20 protein-coding genes are annotated in these 22,593 nt (G+C 58.6%); 11 read left to right on the forward strand and 9 right to left on the reverse strand.

From position 1 onward, the window contains the following. Window positions 1–2 precede the first annotated feature (2 nt). Together AC07XM_RS23025 and AC07XM_RS23030 are read right to left on the reverse strand one after the other, a co-directional pair. Window positions 3–1,373 carry an MFS transporter gene (locus AC07XM_RS23025; protein WP_102689138.1) on the reverse strand — a complete coding sequence of 457 codons (1,371 nt, stop codon included), beginning with the start codon at window positions 1,371–1,373 and terminating at the stop codon, window positions 3–5. 210 nt (window positions 1,374–1,583) lie between these two features. Further along, window positions 1,584–2,441, reverse strand: coding sequence for a LysR family transcriptional regulator (locus AC07XM_RS23030; protein ID WP_102689139.1), 858 nt, complete (start codon window positions 2,439–2,441; stop codon window positions 1,584–1,586). A 94-nt stretch (window positions 2,442–2,535) separates the two neighbouring features. Here AC07XM_RS23030 and AC07XM_RS23035 point away from each other — a divergent pair, with 94 nt between their 5' ends. Continuing rightward, on the forward strand, window positions 2,536–3,450 hold the full coding sequence (locus AC07XM_RS23035) for a DMT family transporter (RefSeq protein WP_102689140.1): 915 nt from the start codon (window positions 2,536–2,538) through the stop codon (window positions 3,448–3,450). 35 nt (window positions 3,451–3,485) lie between these two features. Here the strand turns inward: AC07XM_RS23035 and AC07XM_RS23040 are convergent, their stop codons facing one another. From AC07XM_RS23040 to AC07XM_RS23065, 6 genes are all read right to left on the reverse strand, one after another. Beyond that, window positions 3,486–4,403 carry an ornithine cyclodeaminase family protein gene (locus AC07XM_RS23040; RefSeq protein WP_102689141.1) on the reverse strand — a complete coding sequence of 306 codons (918 nt, stop codon included), beginning with the start codon at window positions 4,401–4,403 and terminating at the stop codon, window positions 3,486–3,488. 162 nt (window positions 4,404–4,565) lie between these two features. Continuing rightward, window positions 4,566–5,768: a formaldehyde dehydrogenase, glutathione-independent gene (gene fdhA / locus AC07XM_RS23045; RefSeq protein ID WP_207268647.1), complete on the reverse strand. Its 1,203-nt coding sequence runs from the start codon at window positions 5,766–5,768 to the stop codon at window positions 4,566–4,568. Window positions 5,769–5,806: 38 nt separating this feature from the next. Further along, entirely contained in the window at window positions 5,807–7,150 is a 1,344-nt protein-coding gene (gene dddP, locus AC07XM_RS23050) for a dimethylsulfonioproprionate lyase DddP (RefSeq protein WP_256596923.1), read from the reverse strand. Between the two features lie 85 nt (window positions 7,151–7,235). After that, window positions 7,236–8,261, reverse strand: coding sequence for a glycine betaine/L-proline ABC transporter substrate-binding protein ProX (proX, locus tag AC07XM_RS23055; RefSeq protein ID WP_102689203.1), 1,026 nt, complete (start codon window positions 8,259–8,261; stop codon window positions 7,236–7,238). Between the two features lie 55 nt (window positions 8,262–8,316). Next, complete coding sequence (proW, locus tag AC07XM_RS23060) at window positions 8,317–9,270, reverse strand: glycine betaine/L-proline ABC transporter permease ProW (RefSeq protein WP_102689144.1); 954 nt, start codon at window positions 9,268–9,270, stop codon at window positions 8,317–8,319. A gap of 22 nt (window positions 9,271–9,292) precedes the next feature. Continuing rightward, window positions 9,293–10,453: a quaternary amine ABC transporter ATP-binding protein gene (locus tag AC07XM_RS23065; RefSeq protein WP_102689145.1), complete on the reverse strand. Its 1,161-nt coding sequence runs from the start codon at window positions 10,451–10,453 to the stop codon at window positions 9,293–9,295. Window positions 10,454–10,936: 483 nt separating this feature from the next. Between AC07XM_RS23065 and AC07XM_RS23070 the strand changes: the two genes are divergently transcribed. The 10 genes from AC07XM_RS23070 (at window position 10,937) to AC07XM_RS23115 (ending at window position 21,857) form a co-directional block, all read left to right on the forward strand. After that, window positions 10,937–11,893, forward strand: a complete 957-nt coding sequence (locus AC07XM_RS23070; RefSeq protein ID WP_102689146.1) for a LysR substrate-binding domain-containing protein — start codon at window positions 10,937–10,939, stop codon at window positions 11,891–11,893. Between the two features lie 109 nt (window positions 11,894–12,002). Continuing rightward, complete coding sequence (locus AC07XM_RS23075) at window positions 12,003–13,259, forward strand: aromatic ring-hydroxylating oxygenase subunit alpha (protein ID WP_102689147.1); 1,257 nt, start codon at window positions 12,003–12,005, stop codon at window positions 13,257–13,259. A gap of 5 nt (window positions 13,260–13,264) precedes the next feature. Continuing rightward, entirely contained in the window at window positions 13,265–14,398 is a 1,134-nt protein-coding gene (locus AC07XM_RS23080) for an FAD-binding oxidoreductase (protein ID WP_102689204.1), read from the forward strand. Window positions 14,399–14,586: 188 nt separating this feature from the next. Further along, window positions 14,587–16,215 carry a BCCT family transporter gene (locus AC07XM_RS23085; RefSeq protein WP_102689148.1) on the forward strand — a complete coding sequence of 543 codons (1,629 nt, stop codon included), beginning with the start codon at window positions 14,587–14,589 and terminating at the stop codon, window positions 16,213–16,215. 15 nt (window positions 16,216–16,230) lie between these two features. After that, a complete protein-coding gene (locus AC07XM_RS23090) occupies window positions 16,231–17,283 on the forward strand; it encodes a proline racemase family protein (RefSeq protein WP_102689149.1) in 1,053 nt (350 codons plus the stop codon). A gap of 170 nt (window positions 17,284–17,453) precedes the next feature. Next, entirely contained in the window at window positions 17,454–18,773 is a 1,320-nt protein-coding gene (locus AC07XM_RS23095; protein WP_102689150.1) for an NAD(P)/FAD-dependent oxidoreductase, read from the forward strand. Window positions 18,774–18,782: 9 nt separating this feature from the next. Further along, window positions 18,783–19,562, forward strand: a complete 780-nt coding sequence (locus AC07XM_RS23100) for an NAD(P)-binding domain-containing protein (RefSeq protein WP_102689151.1) — start codon at window positions 18,783–18,785, stop codon at window positions 19,560–19,562. A gap of 205 nt (window positions 19,563–19,767) precedes the next feature. Beyond that, window positions 19,768–21,117, forward strand: coding sequence for an MFS transporter (locus AC07XM_RS23105; protein WP_102689152.1), 1,350 nt, complete (start codon window positions 19,768–19,770; stop codon window positions 21,115–21,117). A 35-nt stretch (window positions 21,118–21,152) separates the two neighbouring features. Then, the gene (locus tag AC07XM_RS23110) at window positions 21,153–21,503 is read left to right on the forward strand and encodes a cupin domain-containing protein (RefSeq protein WP_102689153.1); all 351 of its coding nucleotides are present in this window, start codon (window positions 21,153–21,155) and stop codon (window positions 21,501–21,503) included. A gap of 9 nt (window positions 21,504–21,512) precedes the next feature. After that, window positions 21,513–21,857: a RidA family protein gene (locus AC07XM_RS23115; RefSeq protein ID WP_102689154.1), complete on the forward strand. Its 345-nt coding sequence runs from the start codon at window positions 21,513–21,515 to the stop codon at window positions 21,855–21,857. A gap of 120 nt (window positions 21,858–21,977) precedes the next feature. Here AC07XM_RS23115 and AC07XM_RS23120 read toward each other — a convergent pair. Continuing rightward, window positions 21,978–22,593: ammonium transporter (locus AC07XM_RS23120; protein WP_146026078.1), on the reverse strand; the 616-nt coding region annotated here is incomplete at its 5' end.

Below are 22,593 nucleotides of genomic sequence, written 5' to 3' on the forward strand. Positions count from 1 at the left end.
TGTCAGCCGATCTTGCGCCCGGCAGGAGGCACTGCGCAGGCCTCAGGCGGCAACGCCCCATGGGTATCGGTCGTGACGGCAGACAACTGCTCTTTACTGGTCTCCGGCGCAAACAGATGGCACACCACACCACCGATCAGCAAGACAGCGACACACACACCCAGTGCGACGTGGATACCGAGGTCCTGTACGGCGATAGGCAACAGGAAGGTAGCAAAAGCAGAACCGAATCGGCTTGCCGCTACGGCCATGCCGATACCCGAGGCGCGCAGGTGAGTGGGGAACAGTTCCGGCGGGTAAACGAATTCCAGGTTGACGGCTGCAGCCAGTACACAGGCGAAGAAGCCGAAGGCGATAATGGTGCCAACCGGACCGAACCCGGCAAAGGCCAGGACGGCAAGGCCTATTGCACTCAGGTAGAAGGTACCAACCAGGAATGCGCGGCGGGAAATTCGGTCGATGATCATCAGGCCAAGCAATGCACCGATCATCAGCAACACGTTGTAGACCAGCCCACCGACGAACTTGTCCTGGACGTTGAGGGCCTCGAGAACACGCGGCGCGAAGGTCCCCAGCGCAAAGAACGGAATGACCTGGCAGGTGTAGAAGACGCAGCCGACAATGGTGTTTTTCCGCCACCGCTTGCTGAACAGCTCGGCCCAGGCACCCTCGGTTTTCTTGGGAGTCGCGCTCGGGACCGGCAGGTAAACGTTGGGGCCGAATTTATCGCGGATTATCGCCAGGGCTTCTTCTTTGCGACCACGGGCCATCAGCCAGATGGGAGATTCAGGCACGCCCATTCGCAGTGGCAGGATCAGCAATGCAGGGATGCCGCTGACAGCGAGCATGATGCGCCAGGCGTCTGGCCCAAGATCACGCAGGACGAAACCGATAAGATATGCGGCGACGTAACCTGCCGCCCATGCTGCGGCAAGAACGCTCAGCAGTCGTCCGCGGTAGCGCCGTGGAGCGAACTCCGTGACCAAGGACTTGCTGACCACGTAATCGAAACCGAGCACCAGCCCAAGCAACAGGCGTAGAACCAGCAATTGTTCGGGAGAGGTGACGAAAAATTGTGAGGCGGAGATGGCAGCGAACAGCAACATATCCCAGGCGAAGATTTTTCGGCGTCCGAATTTATCTGCCAGGGGGCCTGCAACCAGGCTACCAATAAAGAGACCTGCTAGGGAGGCTGCACCTAGCAAGCCCATCCAAAGCGCATTCAATTGGAGGGGGCCAGCTGCCATGCTGACGGCAATGCCGATAATCCCTAATACGAACCCGTCACTGAACTGTCCACCTGTCCCACTTAATACCGTTCTTACATGGAAGCGGCTAAGGGGCAGGTCTTCGACCGAAACTTGAGTGTTCATGCGTGACTCCAGATGACATTTTTGTACTTGTCTTTTGTGCCGGTTGTAATCCGGCGTGGCTCCGAGTCTACGCCTGTGAAATTACAGAAACAGCATATGCGTTCGCTCTATCAGGATTCCTGATACTGACTACCGGAATCTGTAATTGTGATGAAAGCGAAAACCGCGACAGGTTCTTTGGCGCACGTTGGAACTGCCGGGCGGTCCGCTTCACAGTTTGAATTTTTGCCGGATCGAGGCGATAAGCAGTTCGATCGCAGCCCGGTCAGCCATACGCGCTCTGGGGTTGTTGATCAGGCAAATATGATGGATGGGAAGTGCCGGAAGCTCATGCATGATGAACATGCCTGGCGTGAGCCGAGCGCGGTCGATTACGCTGACGCCAATCCCGCTCTCGACACACGCCTTGACTGCTGCACCTGACGGCGTATCCAGGACGGGCCGCCAGGACAAGCTGGCGCCATCCAGCGCATCTATCATGGCCTCTCGATAAGGACATGGGGAGGCATACAAAGCGACAGGTATCGGTTGCGCATAGAATTCCAGGCCTTCAAAGGCCCCCACCCAAACGGGACTGGTTGCCTGAAGCAGGTGGCCACCTGGAAGGCGTCCTGACGGGTGAGCAATGATCGCTACGTCCAGGCGGTCTTCGTTTACCGCTTGCAGAAGCGTGAAGCTGGGCGCCGTGCTGATCTCCAGCGTCACTTGAGGCCAGGCCGCGATAAAAGCCGGGAGTATGTCCTGCATGACATGCACGACGTACTCGTCGGGCACCCCAAGCTGAATTCTTCCAGCCGCTGGCGCCACCTTCAGCTCATTGACAGTCCGGTCATGCACAGAGAGCAATTCGCGAGTATTGGCCAGCAAGCGACGTCCCAACGGCGTCAATGCCACCCCTTGATTATCACGGTCAAGCAGCCGGCCTCCGACCGCCTGCTCAAGTCTCTGGATCTGCACGCTTATCGCGGCCGGGCTTTTGTGAAGCTGTTGGGCAGTGGACTTGAATTGCCTGAGGTGCGCAACGGTATGGAATGTTCTGAGTAGCGCGATATCCAGTGTCGAGCTCATGGTTGATCACCTTTAAACTACTGCATCACAAGAATTCGTTTTATTAAATGACCAGCACTGCGTAGGGTCAAGTTTTCATTCTGGAGATTCCCGCATGCTGGCCCGTGTCGCTTCACCCATGCTTCTCCCGCTTCCCCTGTTAGAAGCAGCCATGGTCGTCACCTGGAGCTCGGGATTCATCGGAGCGAGGTATTCCATCGATCACGCGCCGGCGTTTCTGGTCGTGTTCTGGCGCTGCCTGGTAGTGGCAGCCGTGCTGACGCCTTGGGTCTGGCGCGAATTACGGCGCACACCCCTGCCCCTCCTGGGAAAACAGGCCTCGATCGGTTTTCTGGCCATGACCGGCTATCTGGGCGGCGTGATTCAAGGGATCGCACTGGGTGTGCCTGCTGGGCTAGCCGCCCTGATAGCAGATCTGTTACCCATCGGGACGGCGGTCATAGCTATCGGTTTAGGGCAACAGCAACTCTCGGCCAGAGCCTGGGCCGGCTTGGGCATTGGTCTGGTGGGCGTGATCATTGTCACGCAAGAAGTGCTTGGGATCGGAAACGCGCCGCTATGGGCCTATGGGCTCCCGCTCCTGGGGATGCTTTCGTTAGCCGTGGCCAGCGTCTGGCAAAAAACCGCCCCGAAAGCAAAGCGGGTGAGCATGCTTGCGACCTTGTGGATACAGTGCTTCGTGGCCACGCTGTGCTTCGGGGTGGCATGTAGCTTTGATACAGGCGTTGCGCCCGTGGCCTCAACGGGTTTTGCGGCAAGTGTGATATGGACCGCACTGTTGTCGACCCTTGGCGGTTATGGGCTTTACTGGATATGCCTCCAGCGATCATCGCCGACCCGGGTCGCCAGCGTACTGTATTTCAGTCCTGCGGTGACGATCATCTGGGCATGGATCAGCTTTGGAGAGCCCTTTTCCTGGTCAATCATCCTCGGATTGTGTGTGTCGGCGGTAGGCGTGTCCATGGTGATTCGCAGTGAGCCCGAACGCAGGGGCCTGGGGCGGTCTTGAAGGCCGCTGCAGCTCCCGCATCAGGGCGTGAGGGCTCAACGGTGCAAGCTACGCACCGTCTGTGCGACAACAAGGTCCAGATGCGCACCGCCGGCGTTCTTGTAGACCGTGATCTCTTCTGCCGCTCGGAGCAAAGGTTCCGGGCGGCAAAGATCGTACAGATCACCCTCTATTCTTCGCAAAATGCCCGTTTTCCTCGGCCCGCAAATATCGCCGCTAACCTGCGCGGTCGTAAAATCGTCTACGTACACACGAGCATTGATGAACAGGTCATCATCGGCTTCCCGCATCTCCTCGCGAAAGCCTCCAACCAGGTCCACATGCGTGCCGGGACGAACCAAGGCGCCAGGAATTACCGGCTCCGAGGCGCTTGTGGCACAAGTAATGATGTCCGCCTTTGCGATCGCTGCCGGCAGGTCAGTCACTACCTCCACCAACACGTCATCGCCAAATGTGGGAACCGCCGCCCGCCACTTTTCGGGGGATCGATTCCAAAGCAGAACCTGTCTGATCGAGGGCCGCACATGCAAGTAGGCCTCGCACAGTGCCCGGGCGATAGGGCCAGCCCCGACCACAAGCAGCGTGCGGCTATCCACTCTGCTCAGGAAAGAAGCCGCAAGGGCGGAATCGCCGGCGGTCTTCCACCGGGTGATTTCAGGGCCATCCATTAACGCAACGATTGCTTTACTCTGCTCATCTATGACCAGAAAACGGGCTTGTTCCACCGGCAATGGCGGCTGCAGCTGGCTATTGGAAGGGGTGATGGAGCACACCTTCAACCCTGCACCGTAACCGGGAAGAACCACACCTCGACTCAACAGTCCGTAGCCGCTATTTCCGATGAAAAAACTTTCTCCCTGTGGACGCGGGCCCAGATGTGCATCGTGAAGTGCTTGTATCACCCTCCCCCAGTCCAAAAAGGAGGCGATGGTTTCAGCATCATAAATTCGCATCGTTCAAAATCTCATTGTCGGTACTAAACGGCTGCACAAATGTAAACGCCGCGGCCCAGTGGCCACGGCGTTCATTCGCTGCAATGCACCAACCTGTACAACGAACGCTGTGGCCTCGCTCTGCCACCGCGCTTCGATGCAGCGGTTAGCTCGCCTGCCTGATCAAGCCGCGCTGAACATCTTGTGGGGGTCGATTACAAATTTCTTGGGCACGCCCGCATCGAACTCACCGTAGCCTTCAGGTGCTTGATCCAGGCTGATCACCTGTACACCGACTACTTCGGCAATGTTGATGCGGTCCCACATGATCGCCTGCATCAGCTGGCGGTTGTACTTCATCGTAGGCGTCTGGCCGGTGTGGAAGCTGTGCGATTTTGCCCAGCCCAGGCCGAAGCGGATGCTCAAGGCACCCAACTTTGCAGCCGCATCGTGCGCGCCCGGGTCCTCTGTCACGTAGAGGCCCGGAATACCAATCTTGCCTGCTACACGGGTCACCTGCATGAGCGAGTTGAGCACGGTAGCTGGCGCTTCCTGTTTAGCGCCTTCGTGACCATGGCCGCGCGCTTCGAAACCTACCGCGTCGATCGCGCAGTCTACTTCTGGTTCGCCCAGAATGTCGGCGATCTGTTCGTGCAATGGGGTGTCCTTGGTCAGGTCGACCACTTCGAATCCTTGTGCCTTGGCATGCGCCAGGCGCAGCGGATTCAGGTCGCCAACGATCACACAGGCAGCGCCCAGCAGGCGCGCCGAAGCAGCTGCAGCCAGGCCGACCGGGCCGGCACCGGCAACGTAGACAGTGCTGCCTGGGCCGACGCCCGCTGTGACGGCGCCGTGGTAACCGGTCGGCAGAATGTCGGACAGACAGGTCAGGTCACGGATCTTTTCCATGGCCTTGTCGCGCTCTGGCAATTTGAGCAGGTTGAAGTCGGCGTACGGCACCAGCACATACTCAGCCTGGCCGCCCGTCCAGTCGCCCATGTCGACGTACCCATAAGCACCACCCGGGCGATCCGGGTTAACGGTGAGGCAGACACCGGTGTGCATTTCCTTGCAGGAGCGGCAACGGCCGCAGGCTACGTTGAACGGCACCGACACCAGGTCGCCGATCTGCATGCGCTCGACATCGCTGCCCTTTTCGACGATCTCACCGGTAATCTCGTGCCCCAGCACCAGGCCGATCTGGGCAGTGGTGCGGCCGCGGACCATGTGCTGGTCCGAGCCGCAGATGTTGGTCGACACCACTTTCAGAATGACGCCGTGTTCGATCTTCTTGCCGCGCGGGTCCTGCATTTTCGGATAGTCGATGTGCTGGACTTCAACTTTGCCTGCGCCCAGGTACACGACGCCTCTATTGTTTGCACTCATTACTGCTTCTCCTTTGTAAAACTACCAGCCCAACGAACTCAGTCTCTGAGGAAGCTGTCTTCGAAGGGGTATCGAGTCAGCACCTCACAGCCAGTCTCGGTGACCAGCAGCTGATTCTCGAGCTTGATGCCATCACGCCCGCCCACCTCACCGATGTAGGCCTCGACGCAGAGTGCCATCCCCGGCTCGAGCACGCCGGCGTAACCATGCGACTCAAAGTCCTCCGGGTAGCGTATGCACGGGTATTCGTCGCAAAGCCCAACCCCATGAAACATCACGCCGTAGCGCTGCTGGCGGCATGATTCAGGCAAACGATGCCCCTTGGCGGTAAGCTCCGCGAAGCTCATGCCTGGCCGGACCATCTGCGTGTTCGAGGTGATGTGCTCATGGGCAATGCGGTAAAGGCGCTTTTGTTCTGCCGTGGGCTCACTGTCTCCGCAGATCCAACTGCGGGACATGTCCACGCAGTAACCGTAGACACCAATCAGATCGGTATCGAATGAGAGCAGATCACCCTCACTCAGAACCCGGGGACCGGACTCTTGATACCAAGGGTTGGTACGTGGCCCTGAACTGAGGATGCGCGTTTCGATCCACTCCCCTCCTCGCCGGATATTCCCCGCGTGCAGCGCGGCCCAGACATCATTCTCGGTGACACCTGCGCGCATGACCTGACGCATTTCAGCAATAGAAGCTTCGCAAGAAGCCACTGCACAGCGCATGGCCAGAATCTCGTCGGGGCCCTTGATGACACGAGCGAATTCGGTCACCTCTTGCCCGCTCTGAACCTCGACGCCAAGTGCATCCAGAGCGCGCAGACCGGCGACCTCGATACGATCCACCGCAAGCCGACGATTCCCGCCCGCATGCTGGCGCAGCAGCTCGTCAATCTGGGCAGCGAAACGGCGAGCGTGATGTTCGGTATGCTCCCCGGTTTCAAAATAGAAAAATGACGCACCACTACGCAGCTCGCTCACCAGTGGCAGGTGGGCAGAGAGATGCGCACACCCGTGAAAATCCCATAGAACAACGTGGCCACTGGCTGCGACAAAGCAGGCACGCGCTGGGTTGTGCGTCGTCCATAACTGCATGTTCGTGGTGTCGGTGGCATAGCGGATATTGAGCGGGTCGAACAGAAGGACACCCGCAAGGTCGCGGGCCACCAACTGTGCCTGCAATCGACGCAAGCGATATTCACGCATGGCGGGCAGGTTCGGCGGTACAAGCCCGAGGGTTTCCCATTCTGAGAAAGCCAGCGGGGTGGGGCCGATTTCGACGCGATCGTTGTTATCTTCAGACCCATCGCGTTTCAACGCTGCTGCGCGCTGTCTTGCAGGATCGATCTTTCTGGCTGCCGAGGGGATTGAGAACGGCGAATTCATCATGAGTATCCAGCCTTAGCCGTGTTGCGCCGCGCTCTTCAGAGCGCAGCGCTGGGCGAATAAGTGGGATTGAATGATTGCGTAATCAGCGATCGGTTACGGTCGCAGCCTTGCGAGCATTCTCAAGCCAGCCATCGAACTCTTGTCGATGCGCAGCGATCCATTCCTTCGCATGGCGCTGGATGTCGGGAATCTTGTCTTCACCTTCGTGAAGCTTGAAATTCTCTGCCGAGATATCTTCCGAACTCACCCGCAACTGGGACAGAAACTTGACAAGTGCCGGGTTCTCCTCAGCAAACTCTTTGTTGATCGCGGCCTCCACTTTGTCTTTGGCAAAGCCAAGATTTTTGCCTTGGTAGGTGGTGTCGGCCTGGTTGTCGCCGTCTGGCAAATCAGTTTTGGGTACCTCCAGCCACACTACGTCACGGCCCTCTACGAGAATGCCGCCTACCCATTGCGGTAGCCAGGCGTAGTAGAAGACCGGCTGGCCTTCGTTGAAACGGGCAATGGTGTCGGCGATGAGCGCAGTGTAGGAACCGCGCACATGTGTGATCGACTTGTTGAGATCGTAAGCTTTGAGGTGATGTTCGATCACCAACTCGCATCCCCATCCAGGGTTGCAACCGGTGAGATCGGCCTTGCCGTCATTGTCGGTATCGAAAAGCTTGGCAATCTCAGGTTTCTTCATGTCCGTTATGTAACGGATGTTGTGAGCTTCTGCGGTTTTTTTGTCGATCATGTAGCCCTGAACGAGCCCGGGCACCATGTCACCGACACGGACCATGGTGTCGTCGCCGCCAGCCCGTTTGTAGAAGCTGGCATGCAGCTTCTCCCACAGGTTCACGGTGTAATCAGCGTCTCCGTAGCTGACGGCCAGCAACATCGTCGGGATTTCCGTTTCACTGGGCGTCTTGACGTCGTATCCCAGTTCCTTCAACCCGGCGATTGCAATCTCACCCAACACTCGCTCTTCCATCGCGATGGGATAGGAAGGGCGAACCTTGACCCCCTCGCCGGGCTTTTCATACGAAGCACTCGCGCAAAGTGAAGTAAGAGAAAGCACGCACGCTGCTGCGTAGCCGAACATCCTGCGAGGTGCGAAATGAGTCATGTCGTTTACCTTTTTATGGTTGTTGTTGCGGTTCAACACTACAAATCAATCAGCGTTACACGGCAGCGCGGCGACGCGAGGAGTGGCGCAAGCCGAACACTTTCAGCAAAAGCCCCAGCGGCCCAGTCTGATACCAGCGCAGGCTCGGGTCCGCACTGCTGCGGGCGCCCATGGCCTGGGTGAGGCGGTCGAGGAAAATCGCCAACAACACAAGCCCTACTCCACCAACGGTAGCCACACCCATGTCCAGTCGGCCAATACCGCGCAGCACCATTTGACCCAGCCCCCCCACCGAAATCATCGAGGCGATCACTACCATCGACAACGACAGCATCAGCGTCTGGTTGAGGCCCGCCATGATGGTCGAGGTGGCCAGCGGGAGCTGAACGCGGGTCAGCATCTGCCATGGGGTACAGCCGAAGGCACGGGCGGCTTCGATTTTGTCTTCCGGCACCTGGCGGATCCCCAGGTTGGTCAGACGTACCAGCGGCGGTAGAGCAAATACGATGGTCACCAGCACTCCAGGCACGTTGCCGATGCCGAAGAGCATCACCACAGGTACCAGGTAAACGAACGCCGGTAGGGTCTGCATGGCGTCGAGCAACGGTCGAATGACGCTCTCCAGGCGGTTGCTGCGAGCGCTGAGGATGCCTAGCGGAATACCAATGACCGCGCAGAAGAACACCGACGTCAGCACCAATGCCAGGGTGGTCATCGATTCGCTCCAGACTCCGATCAGCCCAAGCAAGGTCAGGGTGACGAAGCACAGGACAGCCATGCGTTTGCCAGCCAGCTGCCAGCCGAGCAACGACGACAGGATGATGCCGATGGTGGGTGGAATGCTTTGCAGGGTAAATTCGATGCCGTTCAGCACCTGGTCAATCGGCCAGCGTATGGCGCGGAAAACCTCGCGGAAGTTGTGCACAAGGAAGTTCAAGGCTGCGGTGACCCAGTCGCCCAACGGGATGGTAGCGGCCTGGAACGGGTCGAGAAGGCTGAATTCGGACATGAGGGCTTACCTCTTGTTGTGATTAGTGGCGGCTCAAGGTCTGCAACAGCTCGTTCTTCGATACCGTCCCCCGGAAGGCGCCCTGGCGGTCGAACACCGGAACCGGATACGGCAGGTCAGCCGCAATGCCCAGCACTTCATGCAATGGTGTGTCGATGAAGACAGGACGCTGCTCGTGAAGGCTGTAGCGATCACCCGCTGACGCACCGCTAGCATCGGTGTCGACCACACCCAGCAAATGCCCTTGGTCGTCGATCAAGTAACCAAACGGCACGCCGGCCTTGAAACTTGGCGCCTTGCCATTGACCTTGCACACCACCGCCGGATCCAGCTTGGCCAAATCACCAGCCTTGAGCACCCGCGAGCTGTCGAAGCTCTTGAAGAACGTGCGAACATAGTCGTTTGCCGGCTGGTTGATCAGTTCCTGCGGGGTGCCAATCTGCACCACGCGCCCACCCTCCATGATCGCGATGCGGTGACCGATGCGGATGGCTTCCTCGATGTCGTGGGAAATGAAGATGATGGTGCGCTGCTGCTCGGCTTGCAGGCGAATCAGTTCGCCCTGCATCTCGCTGCGAATCAGCGGGTCGAGGGCCGAAAATGCTTCATCCATCAACAGAATCGCCGGGTCGTTGGCCAGCGCCCGGGCCAGGCCTACACGCTGCTGCATGCCGCCCGATAGCTGATGCGGATAGCTATGCTCGTGGCCGGCCAGGCCGACCTGGCTCAGCGCTTCGCGTGCGCGATTGTGACGCTCGGTTTCGGGCACGCCGGCGATCTCCAGACCGAAGGCGGTGTTTTCCAGCACACTCATGTGCGGCATCAAGGCAAAGGATTGAAACACCATCCCCATTTCCTTGCGGCGCACATCGAGCAGGGCCTTGTCGGAAAGCCCGGTGATTTCCTTTCCGTTGAGATGGATGCTGCCGGAAGTGGGCTCGATCAGGCGGTTGAACAGCCGTACCATGGTCGACTTGCCTGAGCCGGACAGGCCCATGATGACGAAAATCTCACCTCGCTTGACGGAGAAACTGGCGTCAAATACGCCAACCACGTGCCCCGTGCTTTTGAAAATCTCATCTTTGTGCGCGCCCTTTCGCAGCATGTCCATGGCCAATTCAGGACGGGGCCCAAACACCTTGAAGATGTTCTTCACCGAAAGGATTTCGTTGCCTTCACTCATACGACCCTCTTTATTATATTTGTGACCAATTAGCCGACTCGTTAAAGGAGTCGCCATACAACTGGCAGGTCGCTCTGCAGGTGCGAGCGATAAGTTAGACGAGGCGCCCTGGGCGATAAGCACGGGCACTGATGTACATGACCTCCATGTACAAATTGCTTAGCTTGCGATCCATTTTTTATCTCGACTTAAACACACTGTAGGCCAGACTGCGCCGACCTCATTGTATGCCTCAGTCAAAAAATGTAATTTCCAGGCAGACGCGATAGAACATGCCAGCAAAGCGCCTTGCATAACTTCATCTCACGCCGCCATAACCTGAAATTGAAATGGTTTTTGCTATAGCCATGCACCGCACGCCGCCTTACCCTGTCCGGCGCACATGACCAAGCCCAAGCCTGTTTTGGCGGGACGTGCTGCCAAGCTGTTCTCGATCAGCTTTACTTTTTGACGCCCCCTTTCAGCACATCGCGCGGACCCCGTATGAAAAACCACGAGACGGATAACAAACATAAAGGCTACCGGCGCATCATCCCGTCCATGACCGCCTTACTCCAGTTCGAAGCCGTCGCGCGTCACAACAGCTTCACGCTCGCCGGGGCAGAGCTGGGTGTTTCCCAAGCCGCTGTCAGTAAGCAGATCAAGCTTCTGGAAGAAAATGTTGGCGCTCAGTTGTTTCAGCGCATGCACCGCAATATCTACCTGACCGAGGCAGGCCAGACCCTGTTCGCCATCATTTCAGAGGCGTTGCAGAAAATTGCCAGCGGGTTCGACCAGATACTGGAAGGTAATGAAAAGGAGGAAATCGTCCTGTCGTCCACCGCGCCCGTGTCCCAGTTCCGGATAATGCCGCGCCTGAATACGCTGGTAGATGCCCTACCCCACGTCAGGCTCAGGCTGTCGACCCAGATGTTTCTGGGAGACCTCAAGGCGCCGGATTTCGACATGGACATTCGTTTCGGCAACGGTCATTGGGATGACGGTGAGGCCATTCTTTTGTTCGAAGAAGAAGTTTTTCCGGTGTGCTCTCCGGCCTGGCTGGCTCGCAACCCCATGCCATCAACCCTTGAAGATCTGACTACCGCTGGGCTGTTGGACGCAGAAGCCACCTCGGAAGGCTGGATCACTTGGCCGGCCTGGTTCAAGGAGCTAGGCGCCAATTACTCGAAGCTGACCATCAACCTGCGTTGCAGCCTTTACACCGATGCCATTCATGCCGCAGTCAACGGTTACGGCATCGCACTGGGGTGGGGAAGGATGGTCGATCACCTGATTGACAGCGGTGAGCTGGTCAAACTTGAACCTTTCGTCGTCAGGCCCAAGAAGTCGTATTACCTCATCGTGCCAAAAGGTCGTCCCGTAACAGCGAACGTGACCGCCGTGGTCCAATGGCTGCAGAGTAAAGCGGTGCCACCCACCAAGAAAATCGTCACTGAATAACTTGGAGTTATGCAAGCGTAAGAATTGGTGCGTTGACGAGATATGGGCGTGCTCAAATAATCCACTGGCGTTCATGGCGAACTAAAAATAAGAGCCCGTGAGGATTACAATGAGCACTTCCCCTATCAAAACGCATCGCGAGTTGCTGGATTCTCGCAAGCCTGGTTTCGGTATGCCTGGCGAACTCTACAGTCGCCAAGACGTATTCGAAAACGATCTTGATGTGTTCTTCCACAAACATTGGATTCTGGTTGCCGTTACCGCTGACGTCGCTGAGCCTGGCGATGTGTACACGGTCGATATCGGCAAAGCGTCGATCATTGTCGTGCGTGACGACGACGAGCAGGTCCGCGCATTCCGCAACGTTTGCCGCCACCGCGGTGCACGCCTGAAAGAGGCTGGCAAATCCACAGTCGGCATGCTGGTCTGCCCTTACCACCAGTGGACCTATGACCTGGACGGCAGCCTCAAGCACGCCAAGCACATGGGTACCGATTTCGATCCTTCATGCCGCAGCCTGATCCCGGTCAACTGCGAAGTGATTGGCACCCACGTATTCGTTTGCCTGAGCGATACGCCGCCAGAGGACATCAAGGTCCTGGCGGACACCATGCGCCCGCGCTTCGAACCGTTTGACCTGACCAAGACCAAGATTGCCTACGAGCTCGACTATGTCGAGAACGGCAACTGGAAACTGGTCATGGAGAACAACCGCGAATGCTATCACTGCGAAGGGACTCACCCTGAGCTGATCGTTTCCTACCAGTCGGAAGACCTGGGTGTAAGCCTGGAGGAAATGACCGACGAGCAGCGGGCTTCCTACGATGCCTATCAGATTCGTAAAGCCGGCATCGAAGCCAACTGGGAAAGCGACGGCCTGCTCTATGCCACGGTGGAACACCTGGCAGACGATGCCCCGACCCAATTCCGCACCCAGCGCATGATCATCGCCGGTTCCGGCGAATCGCAAACCTTGGACACCAAGGTGGCATGCACCAAGCTGCTCGGCAACCTCACCCGCAAAGATCTCGGCGATACTCACATGTGGGGCAACAACGCCTGGACCCATGTAATGAGCGACCACGCCATGATCAGCTGGATCTTCCCGCTGTCGCCGGACAAAACCCTGGTCCGTACCAAGTGGCTGGTTCACCAGGATGCGGTGGAAGGCGTCGACTACGACCTGCAGCGTCTGACCGAAGTCTGGGTCGCCACGACTCAACAGGACGCAAGCCTCGTCGCGATCACCCATAGCGGCACCCAGGATCCGGCATTCGTACCCGGACCGTACTCTCAATTCACCGAGCCGTATGTTGATCAGTTTGCACGCTGGTACTCCACTCGCCTCGCAGCACACGGGATTTAATGGTGATGGGCATGATCGAGAATATTGCCAGCCTGCGGGCTGATCAGCGCTTCGCCGACACCGACCACTGGGCGACCTTTGGCGTGCAGTGGGCGAGCGGCGAAACCAAGCGAATCGAATGCCTGACCGTCGTGGACGAAACCCACGACGTCAAGACATTCGTGTTCCATTGCCCTGATTATCACGCGCTGGCATACGAACCAGGGCAGTTCCTCACCGTGTCGCCGGTGGTGAACGGCGAGAGCATCTCCCGCTGCTATACCCTGTCGTCGACGCCGACGCGCCCCTTCACCTTCAGCATTACGGTCAAGCGGGTGCCGGGCGGCGTCGTCTCCAACTGGCTGCACGACAACCTGCGTGCCGGTGATGCGCTCGTGGCTTCCGGCCCGGCCGGCATCTTCACCCCCGTAGCCGCACCGGCCAGAAAGTTGCTCTACCTCTCGGCGGGCTCGGGGGTAACGCCGGTGATGGCCATGACTCGCGCCGCTGCGGATCTGCATGCCGACCTGGACATCGTGTTCGTGCACAGCGCCCGCACCCCGAAAGACATCATTTTCCGCGATGAGTTGTCGCGCCTCGAACGCTCCATGCCACGCCTGAAGACCTTCTTCTTCTGCGAGAGCAACGGGGACGAACCGGACTGGCAGGGGCCAACCGGCCGGTTGTCCGTCGAGCAGCTTCAACAGCTGGTCCCTGACTTCCTCGAGCGGGAGGTGTTCACCTGCGGCCCGAAAGGCTACATGGACGCGGTGAAAGCCCTGCTGCAAAGCGGCGGCTTCGACATGCGCCACTACCATCAGGAAAGCTTCGATATCAACGCCGAAGCCGCAGTGGAAGTTGAAACGCCCGCCTCGGCCGACGCAGCACCCGCCGCCGACACCTTTACGGTGCGCCTGGCACGGTCAGGCAAGGAATTCACCATGAGCGGCGACCAGACCGTGCTCGCTGCTGCGAAAAAAGCGGGTGCAGTAGTGCCGTCGTCATGCAGTCAGGGCGTATGCGGCACGTGCAAGACCGCCGTACTGGAAGGCACTGTGGAAATGCACCACAACGGCGGTATCCGCCAGCGCGAAATTGACAAAGGCCTGCGCTTGCTCTGCTGCAGCCGACCGACATCCAACCTGGTTGTCGACCTCTGACATCGACCTGGTGCCCTACTCCCATGGAGCGGGCCCCTCTCTGGAGAACCTGAACATCACCCTTCCAGGTGGATACCTGGGTTGGCTGGTGCGCGGCTAGCGCCGCGCATCAGCTTTTTTTCGTTACGTTTCGATCATCGATATGCCGAGCTGATTTACAGCTTTCAAGAATAAAAAGGATATAGCCGATGCGTGCAAAACAAGGCCTTCTAAAGGGCCTGAACCCCACCGTGACCGTCTGGTCACTTGCCCTGGTCATGGCCTTCGTCATTTTCTGCGGCATCTATGGAGAATCAGCCACGGGCGTTTTCAAACTCGCCTCGGACGCCATTCTCGACAACTTCAAATGGTTCTATATCTCCCTGGTCAGCGGCGTGCTGCTGGTGCTGGCGGTGTTGGCCATGAGCCGCTACGGCACCCTGCGTCTCGGGCGGCCTGACGAAAAGCCCGAATACAGTTTCGCGGCATGGATCTCCATGTTGTTCAGCGCCGGCATGGGCGTGGGCCTGATCTTCTGGTCGGTTGCCGAACCTGTGCTGCATTATGCAAGCAACCCGTTCACTCCGGGGTTCACGGATGAATCCGCCAGCATGGCGATGCGCATCACCATGCTGCACTGGGGCCTGCACCCGTGGTCGATCTTCACCATCATCGGCTTGGGCCTGGCCTATTTTGCCTATCGCGAAGGCCTGCCCCTGGCGCTGCGCTCGATTCTCTATCCCCTAATTGGAAACCGGATCTACGGCCCGATTGGTCACACGGTCGATATCGTCGGCGCGGTCGTCACAGCTTTCGGCGTTTCCCAGGCACTCGGCCTCGGTGTCGAGCAAATCAACATGGGGCTGCACCACGTCTTCGGCTTTCCCGTCAGCCTGACTTTCAAGCTGTCGATTATCGTCGTGGTCACGATTATCGCCTCCATATCTCTGCTCGCCGGTGTGTCCAAAGGGATGAAACGTCTCTGCACATTGAACATGTGGATCTCTCTGGGACTGGTAGCCGTGGTGCTGGCGCTGGGGCCAACCAACTTCATCATGAACCTGTTGTTCGAAACGACCGGTGATTATATGCAGAACATCGTGGGCATGAGCTTCTGGACGGACGCCCAAGCGGGTAGCGAATGGCAGAAAACCTGGACCGCGTTCTATTGGCCATGGTGGATGACCTGGGGGCCGTTCGTAGGGCTGTTCATCGCCAAGATTTCGCGAGGCCGCACCGTCAGGGAACTGGTTTTCGGCGCGCTGCTGGTGCCCACCATCGTCACCTTGATCTGGATGTCGGTATTCGGTGGCACCGCCCTGAAAGATGAACAACAGGTGCGCCATGCCTACGCCAACCTGCCCGTGGCGGAGCAGTCCGCAGCCGGTGCGTTCAAAGGCGGTCCGATTCTTGAAGAAACCCGTCGCGAAACCACCACTGCCATGTTCACCTTCCTCGGCAGGCTGGACGGCCCGACCGTCGGCGGCATCCTGAGCCTGGTCGTATGCCTGCTGCTTGCCGTGCACTTCGTTACCGCTGCCGATGCCGGGACACAGGTGATATCGACGCTGAACTCCTCTGGGTCGCTACACCCGCCCAAGTGGATACGAATCATGTGGTGCGTACTCGAAGGTGCTATCGCGGGCAGCCTGATCATTGCGGGCGGGCTTCTGGCCATTCAAATGGCCAGCATCGTGGTCGGCCTGCCTATCGCTGTGTACATGCTGCTGACCGCCTACACCCTCTGCCGCAGCCTGCTCTCGAACAAGGACGTGATCGACGCCCCCACAGTTGTCGAGACCCACCGTCACCCTTCCCCGAAACGCGTTAGCCAATAACAAGGAATACTCATCATGTCTTTCAAGCGCACGATCCACGCAGTAGACACCCACGCCGGCACTCCGATGCGGGTGATCACCGGCGGCGTACCTCATGTGCCCGGCGACACCGTGTATGCAAAGATGAAGTGGCTGGAGGAAAATGACGACCAGCTGCGCAAACTGATGTTGCGTGAGCCTCGTGGCTACCCTGCGCACTGCTGCAACATCATCGTTCCACCTTGCCACCCGGAAGCCGACGCCGGCTATGTGATCATGGAGCAGATCGAGTACCCGGTGATGTCTGGCGGCAACACCATTTCTGTCGTTACCGTATTGCTGGAAATGGGCTTGCTGCCCATGAAAGAACCGTTGACCGAACTGGTGCTCGAAGCCCCAGCTGGGCTGATCCGTATCAAGGCAGAGTGCAAGGATGGCAAGGTCAAAGGCGTTACTTTCCAGAATGTGCCGGCCTTCGCTGCGCACCTGGACGCCGTCATCGACGTGCCGCACCTGGGCAAAGTCAAAGTCGATGTCGGCTGGGGTGGCATGTTCTACGTGATCGCGGATGTACGTCAGTTCAAGGGTCTTGAGCTGATTCCCCAGCACGGCGGCGAGATCGCGCGTATTTCTTCGATGATCCGGGAAGCGGCCATCGAGCAATTGCCGGTGGCGCATCCCGACTATCCAGGTGTCGGCATCACGATCTCGCAGCTGTCGGGGCCTACCGATGACCCTAAAGCCGATTGGAAGAATGTCGTGACCATGGCTTCGGGCGATTTCTCCTGGGATGACCCGGCCACCTGGACAGGCGCCCTCGATCGCTGCCCATGCGGAACCGGCACGAGCGCGAAGATGGCGACACTGCACGCCAAAGGCGAGCTGCCGCTGAACAAAGAATTCCGGCACCAGGGCATTGTCGGCAACATCTATACCGGCCGCCTGATCGACGAAACCACCATCGGCAGCCATAAGGCGGTGGTACCGACCATTACCGGCAAAAGCTGGATTTATGGTTTGAACACGTTCGTGCTGGATCATGACGATCCATTCACCGAAGGTTTCACCATCGGCGACATCTGGGCCTGATACCAGCCTTCAGTCCCATTGAAAAAAACCGCACGCCGCGGCTCCGATCGGACCGCGGCGTATGTCTTTCAAGGCGCAGCCAGAACCTTCCATGAGTCGTCCCGGCCGTTATATTTTCACGCGGCGATGGGTGCGATAGTGACTCAAACAACATTTAAAAGTAGATTCGCATGTACAGAAGCACTTCCACCCCTGCGGATGACAACGGCTGTGGCTGGTTCCACCTGAGCCCGGCCCGCACTCCAAAACCTGGTCACAAGGGCCGCAGCTCGGCACGCTGGGTTGTATTGGGTGCAGGCTTCACCGGCCTCGCTGCGGCACGCCAGCTCGCCTTCCATTTTCCAGCAGACGAAATCATTCTGATCGAGGCCCAAGTCGTGGGGTTTGGCGCATCCGGGCGCAACTCAGGCTTCGCCATCGACCTGCCTCATGACATTGGTGCTGCGGACTATATTGGCCCGCTGCCGACTGCCCGGATGAATCTGAAGCTCAATCTGCGGGCGCAGGGCATCCTTGAGCAATTGATCAAAGAGCACGGCATCGACTGCCAGATAAGGCCAGATGGCAAATATCAAGCTGCCGTGGAAGCCAAGGGGCTTGCGGTGTTGGAGGCATATCGCAGTGGCCTCGAAAAGCTTGACCAACCCTATGAAATGATTGATGCACAAGATCTTCCCGATCATCTGGGTACATCGTTCTACAAAAAGGCGTTGTATACCCCCGGTACCAAACTGCTACAGCCAGCGGCACTGGCCAAAGGGCTCGCAGAGACGCTGCCGGCCAACGTTACCCTCTACGAGGGCACGGTCATCACCTCTATCGAACAGGGCGACCGCGTCACGCTGAGGCACGACGCTGGCGAGATCATCGCCGACCAATTGCTGCTCACCAATAACGCCTTTGCTTCGCACTTCGGCTTCCTGCCGGGCCGTCTGCTGCCTATCTTCACCTACGCGAGCATGACTCGCCCCCTGACGGCAGAGGAACAGCAGCGACTCGGCGGCAAGGAAACCTGGGGCGTGATCCCCGCAGATCCGTTCGGTAGCACATTACGTCGTACCCCCGATCAACGCCTGCTCGTGCGCAACAGTTTCAGCTTCAATGCCGATGGTCGTGCCCACCAGCATTATCTGGATCGTGCCGGGCGCCAGCACAGGGACTCGTTCGAACGACGCTTCCCGATGCTTTCAGGCTTGCCGTTCGAGTACACCTGGGGTGGTTCCATGTGCTTGTCGCGCAACCACATGTCGCACTTCGGCTCACTCGCGCGCAATGTACATGGCGCGCTGTGTTGCAATGGCCTGGGCATCACCCGCGGCACCGTGACCGGCACTTTGCTGGCCAACTGGCTCGCCGGCGAACGCGATGAGCTGACTGATTTCCTGTTGAGTGCCGAAGGGCCGAATCGCAACCCTCCCGAACCGTTTCTGAGCGTTGGCGTGAACTTGAATCTGCGCTGGGGTCAGCACCGCGCCGGAATGGAAAGCTAAGGGGACGACATGCAGAGCCTGGGCATTATCGGTGTAGGTGAACTGACTGAAAGCATCGTTCGCGGATTGCGCAGCGGCGGGTTTACCGGCGTGATCATGCTGTCTCCGCGAAACACGGAACGCGCCCAGACCCTGGCTGAAGAATGCGCATGCCAGGTTCTGCAAGACAATCAGGCGGTCGTTGATTGCAGCGAAACCGTGCTGCTCGGCGTCCGGCCAGAACATATCACAAGCGTGGCAAATGAAGTTCACCTGAAGCCCGGCCAAAAGCTGATCTCGCTTGCGGCAGGCATAAGCCTGAAGCAACTGCGCACCGCATTCCCGCAAGCCGACTGCGTGCGGGCAATGCTCTCATGCGCAGCCAAGCTCAACCGCTCGACGGTTGTCGTCTGCCCGCCTGATGCGGCGACGGCGAACCTGCTCGAAACGTTGGGCCAGCTGGTGACCTTGAAAGACGAAGATTCGTTCGAGCTTGCAACCGTCGCAGCGTGCATGAACAGCTGGTTTTACTTCTTGCTGCACGATCTTGAGCAATGGTTGAGTGAAAAAGGATTGCCCGCTGACCAGGCCCGCGCCTTGGTGCTTGGCAATATCAAGGACTGTGTAGGCTCTGCGGAATCCAACCCCGACAAAAGTCTCCAGTCACTGGGCTGGGCAATTGCAACTCCGGGGACTTTCTCTGCCGAAGGGCTGTCCGTGTTGATGCACCAACCGGTAAGCGCCAACTGGGGAGCTGCCTGTGAAGTTGTACTGGACGCACTTCTTACCCGAACTCGACCACCGCAGTAAAGAATCGAAAAGCCCGATTACTGTTATGACTTGTCCTGTGCGTTATATGGCCTGTTAACAATCGATGCCATAGTGACGCAAGGCAGGATGCCAAGGTGCGCAAGTCACCCATTGGACAAGGCGCCTCCCCCGCTAGTTATAACCCGCATAGTTGACCCGCCATCGGGCCGATGACTGTGCGCGCAATAAAAACAAGAGGTCGTAAATGTCAGTTTCAAAACGTTCCGTCGAGGATGCTCCACTCAATGCGTTTCACCGCAAACTAGCGGTCTATTCGTCGGGGGGGCCGTTTCTTGACGGCTATGTATTAAGCATTATCGGCGTTGCCATGGTTCAGATTTCAGGCGCCCTTTCCCTTAGTGCTTTTTGGGAAGGCCTGATTGCAGCGTCCGCCTTGATTGGGGTCTTTCTAGGTGGATTTTTAGGCGGGTGGTTCACTGACAAGTACGGCCGAAAAATCCTGTACCTGGTTGATTTGATCGCCATCGTAGGCTTTTCGGTCGCGCAGTTCTGGGTGGAGTCAGCGTGGGCCCTGTTTGCCTGGCGCTTGCTGATCGGTATCGCTGTCGGCGCTGACTACCCGATCGCCACATCCCTGCTGGCCGAATTCTTGCCCCGCAAGCACAGAGGCCCCTTGCTGGCTGCAATGGTACTCATGTGGTTCGCAGGCGCCGCAGTCGCCTACCTGGTAGGTGAACTCTTGCTCCGCGCCATGGGTGATGACGGCTGGCGGTGGGTCTTGGCCAGTGCGGTGGTACCTGGCGCACTGTTCCTGATCGCCCGCTCTGGCACCCCGGAGTCGCCACGCTGGCTGCTGAACAAAGGGCGCGTGGCTGAAGCAGATGCGGTGATCAAGAAGGTATACGGGCCCTCGTATTCCATCAGTGATCTGCCAGAAGCGGTAAGCGAAAAGCCAACTTCCGTGTGGTCGCTGTTCCACTCCGGCTATGGCAAGCGCATGGCATTCATCACGCTGTTCTGGACTTGTGCCATTGTTCCACTGTTCGCCATCTATGCGTTTGCCCCCAAAGTCCTGCAAGCATTGAAACTGACCGGTGACTGGGCCAGCTACGGCTCCATCGCCATTACGTTCCTGTTTACCTTGGGCTGCCTCCTGGCGACCAAACTGATCAACCGCATGGGCCGGCGCAAGATGCTGATCCACAGCTTCCTGTGGTCAGGATTGTCCTTGCTGCTGCTGGGGATGTTCCCGGACGCGTCCCCTACCCTGGTGCTCATCCTGTTCGGCGGGTACGCGGTGATGATCGGCGGGGCCCAGGTACTGGAATATGTATACCCCAATGAACTCTTCCCGACCGAGATCCGCGCGTCCGCGGTGGGGCTTGCAACATCGCTCTCGCGCATTGGCGCTGCGGTCGGAACTTATCTGGTGCCTATTTCACTCGCGTCGCTGGGCATCGCCAACACCATGTTCGCAGCGGCTGTCATTTCGCTGTTTGGCGCACTCATCTCTTGGTGGCTGGCCCCAGAGACGAGCAAGCTTGACCTGCAGCAGGCTTCTTCACTGACTCCCGCTAAAGCAGGCAGTTACTAACCAACCTGAACGACCGAGACACCAAGGAGTACCTGATGACCCAAGTTCTTACCGTTGTACGAAACGCTGCCGAGTCGGCACTGGGTGAAACCTCCCCAGCCAAACTGCCAATCGGCGACATCGTCGCCGTGGCCGCCACCGGCCAGGCACAGACCGATGAAGCGGTCGGCGCCAGCATCGGCGTCTGGGAGAGCAGCGTCGGCGTTTTCCGTCGCCATTTGAAGAACCGCGAATTCAGCCACATCGTTAGCGGCTGGTGCACGTTTACCCCAGACGGTGGCGAGCCTGTCGAGCTGCGCGCTGGTGATGCCGTGCTGTTCCCGGAGAACTGTGAAGGCGTCTGGGACATTCGCGAGCCACTGCGCAAAACCTACGTGCTGTTCTAAGGAGGGTCTATGATCGAAAGGATCAAGCCTGGCGCCCGTGCGAGCCAGATGGTGCTGATAAACGGCCGTATCGAAACCTCTGGCATCGTCGCCGAAGCGCCCCAGGGCAGCATCGGCGAGCAGACCCAATGCGTGCTGACCCAGCTCGAGCGTTGGCTTTCAGAAGTGGGCGCGAGTAAGAAAAACATCTCGCGTATTCAGATCTGGCTGGCCAACATGGACGACTTCGCCGCCATGAACGCCGTCTACGACGCCTGGGTCGGAGACGAGCCGCCTGTACGCGCATGCGTGGGCGCACAACTGGCCGCGCCTGAGTACCTCATCGAGATCCAGGCCTTTGGTGAGTTGCCGTAGCCTTTGATCGCTGCCCCGCAAACGCCACAGGTCCGACCTGCGGCGTTTTTTTTTCGCCTGGCGGGCGACTGTCGGTTGAGGAATGCACAGTGCAGCTTTCGCTCATGTACACCCGCCGCCTCAGAGGTTGTACGCCCGCTCGTTATGCTCGGCCAAGTCCAGCCCCTGCTCCTCGTTCTCCTGCGAAGCGCGCAAGCCAATTGTCAATTTGATCGCGCCAAGGATCGCCCAGCTGACCACGAAGCAATAGACGAAGGTAAACGCCACCCCCTTCAGCTGAACCAGCGCCTGCCCGAACGGCGTCACGCCCTCCACGTAACCACCCAGCGCCGGCGCGGCGAAAACCCCGGTCAGCAGCGCCCCGACGATGCCCCCCACCCCATGCAGGCCGAACACATCCAGGCTGTCATCGTAGCCCAGGGCCTGCTTGAACTTGGTCACCGCGAAGAAACACACGCCGCCGGTCAGCAAGCCGATCACCAACGCACCCAGCGGTCCGACGAAGGCGCACGCCGGGGTAATGCCCACCAGCCCCGCCAATGCTCCGGATGCCGCACCCAGCGCGGTAGGCCGGCCATGGGTGACGGTTTCGGTGAGCAACCAGCCGACGATGCCGGCACAGGCGGCGACCATCGTCGCCAGCATTACCACTCCGGCACCTTGGTTGGCGGCAAGCCCGGAGCCCACGTTGAAACCGAACCAGCCCACCCCCAAAAGGCCCCCCCCCCCAAAGGTG

This window comes from Pseudomonas sp. GW460-LB5 (assembly GCF_059423245.1).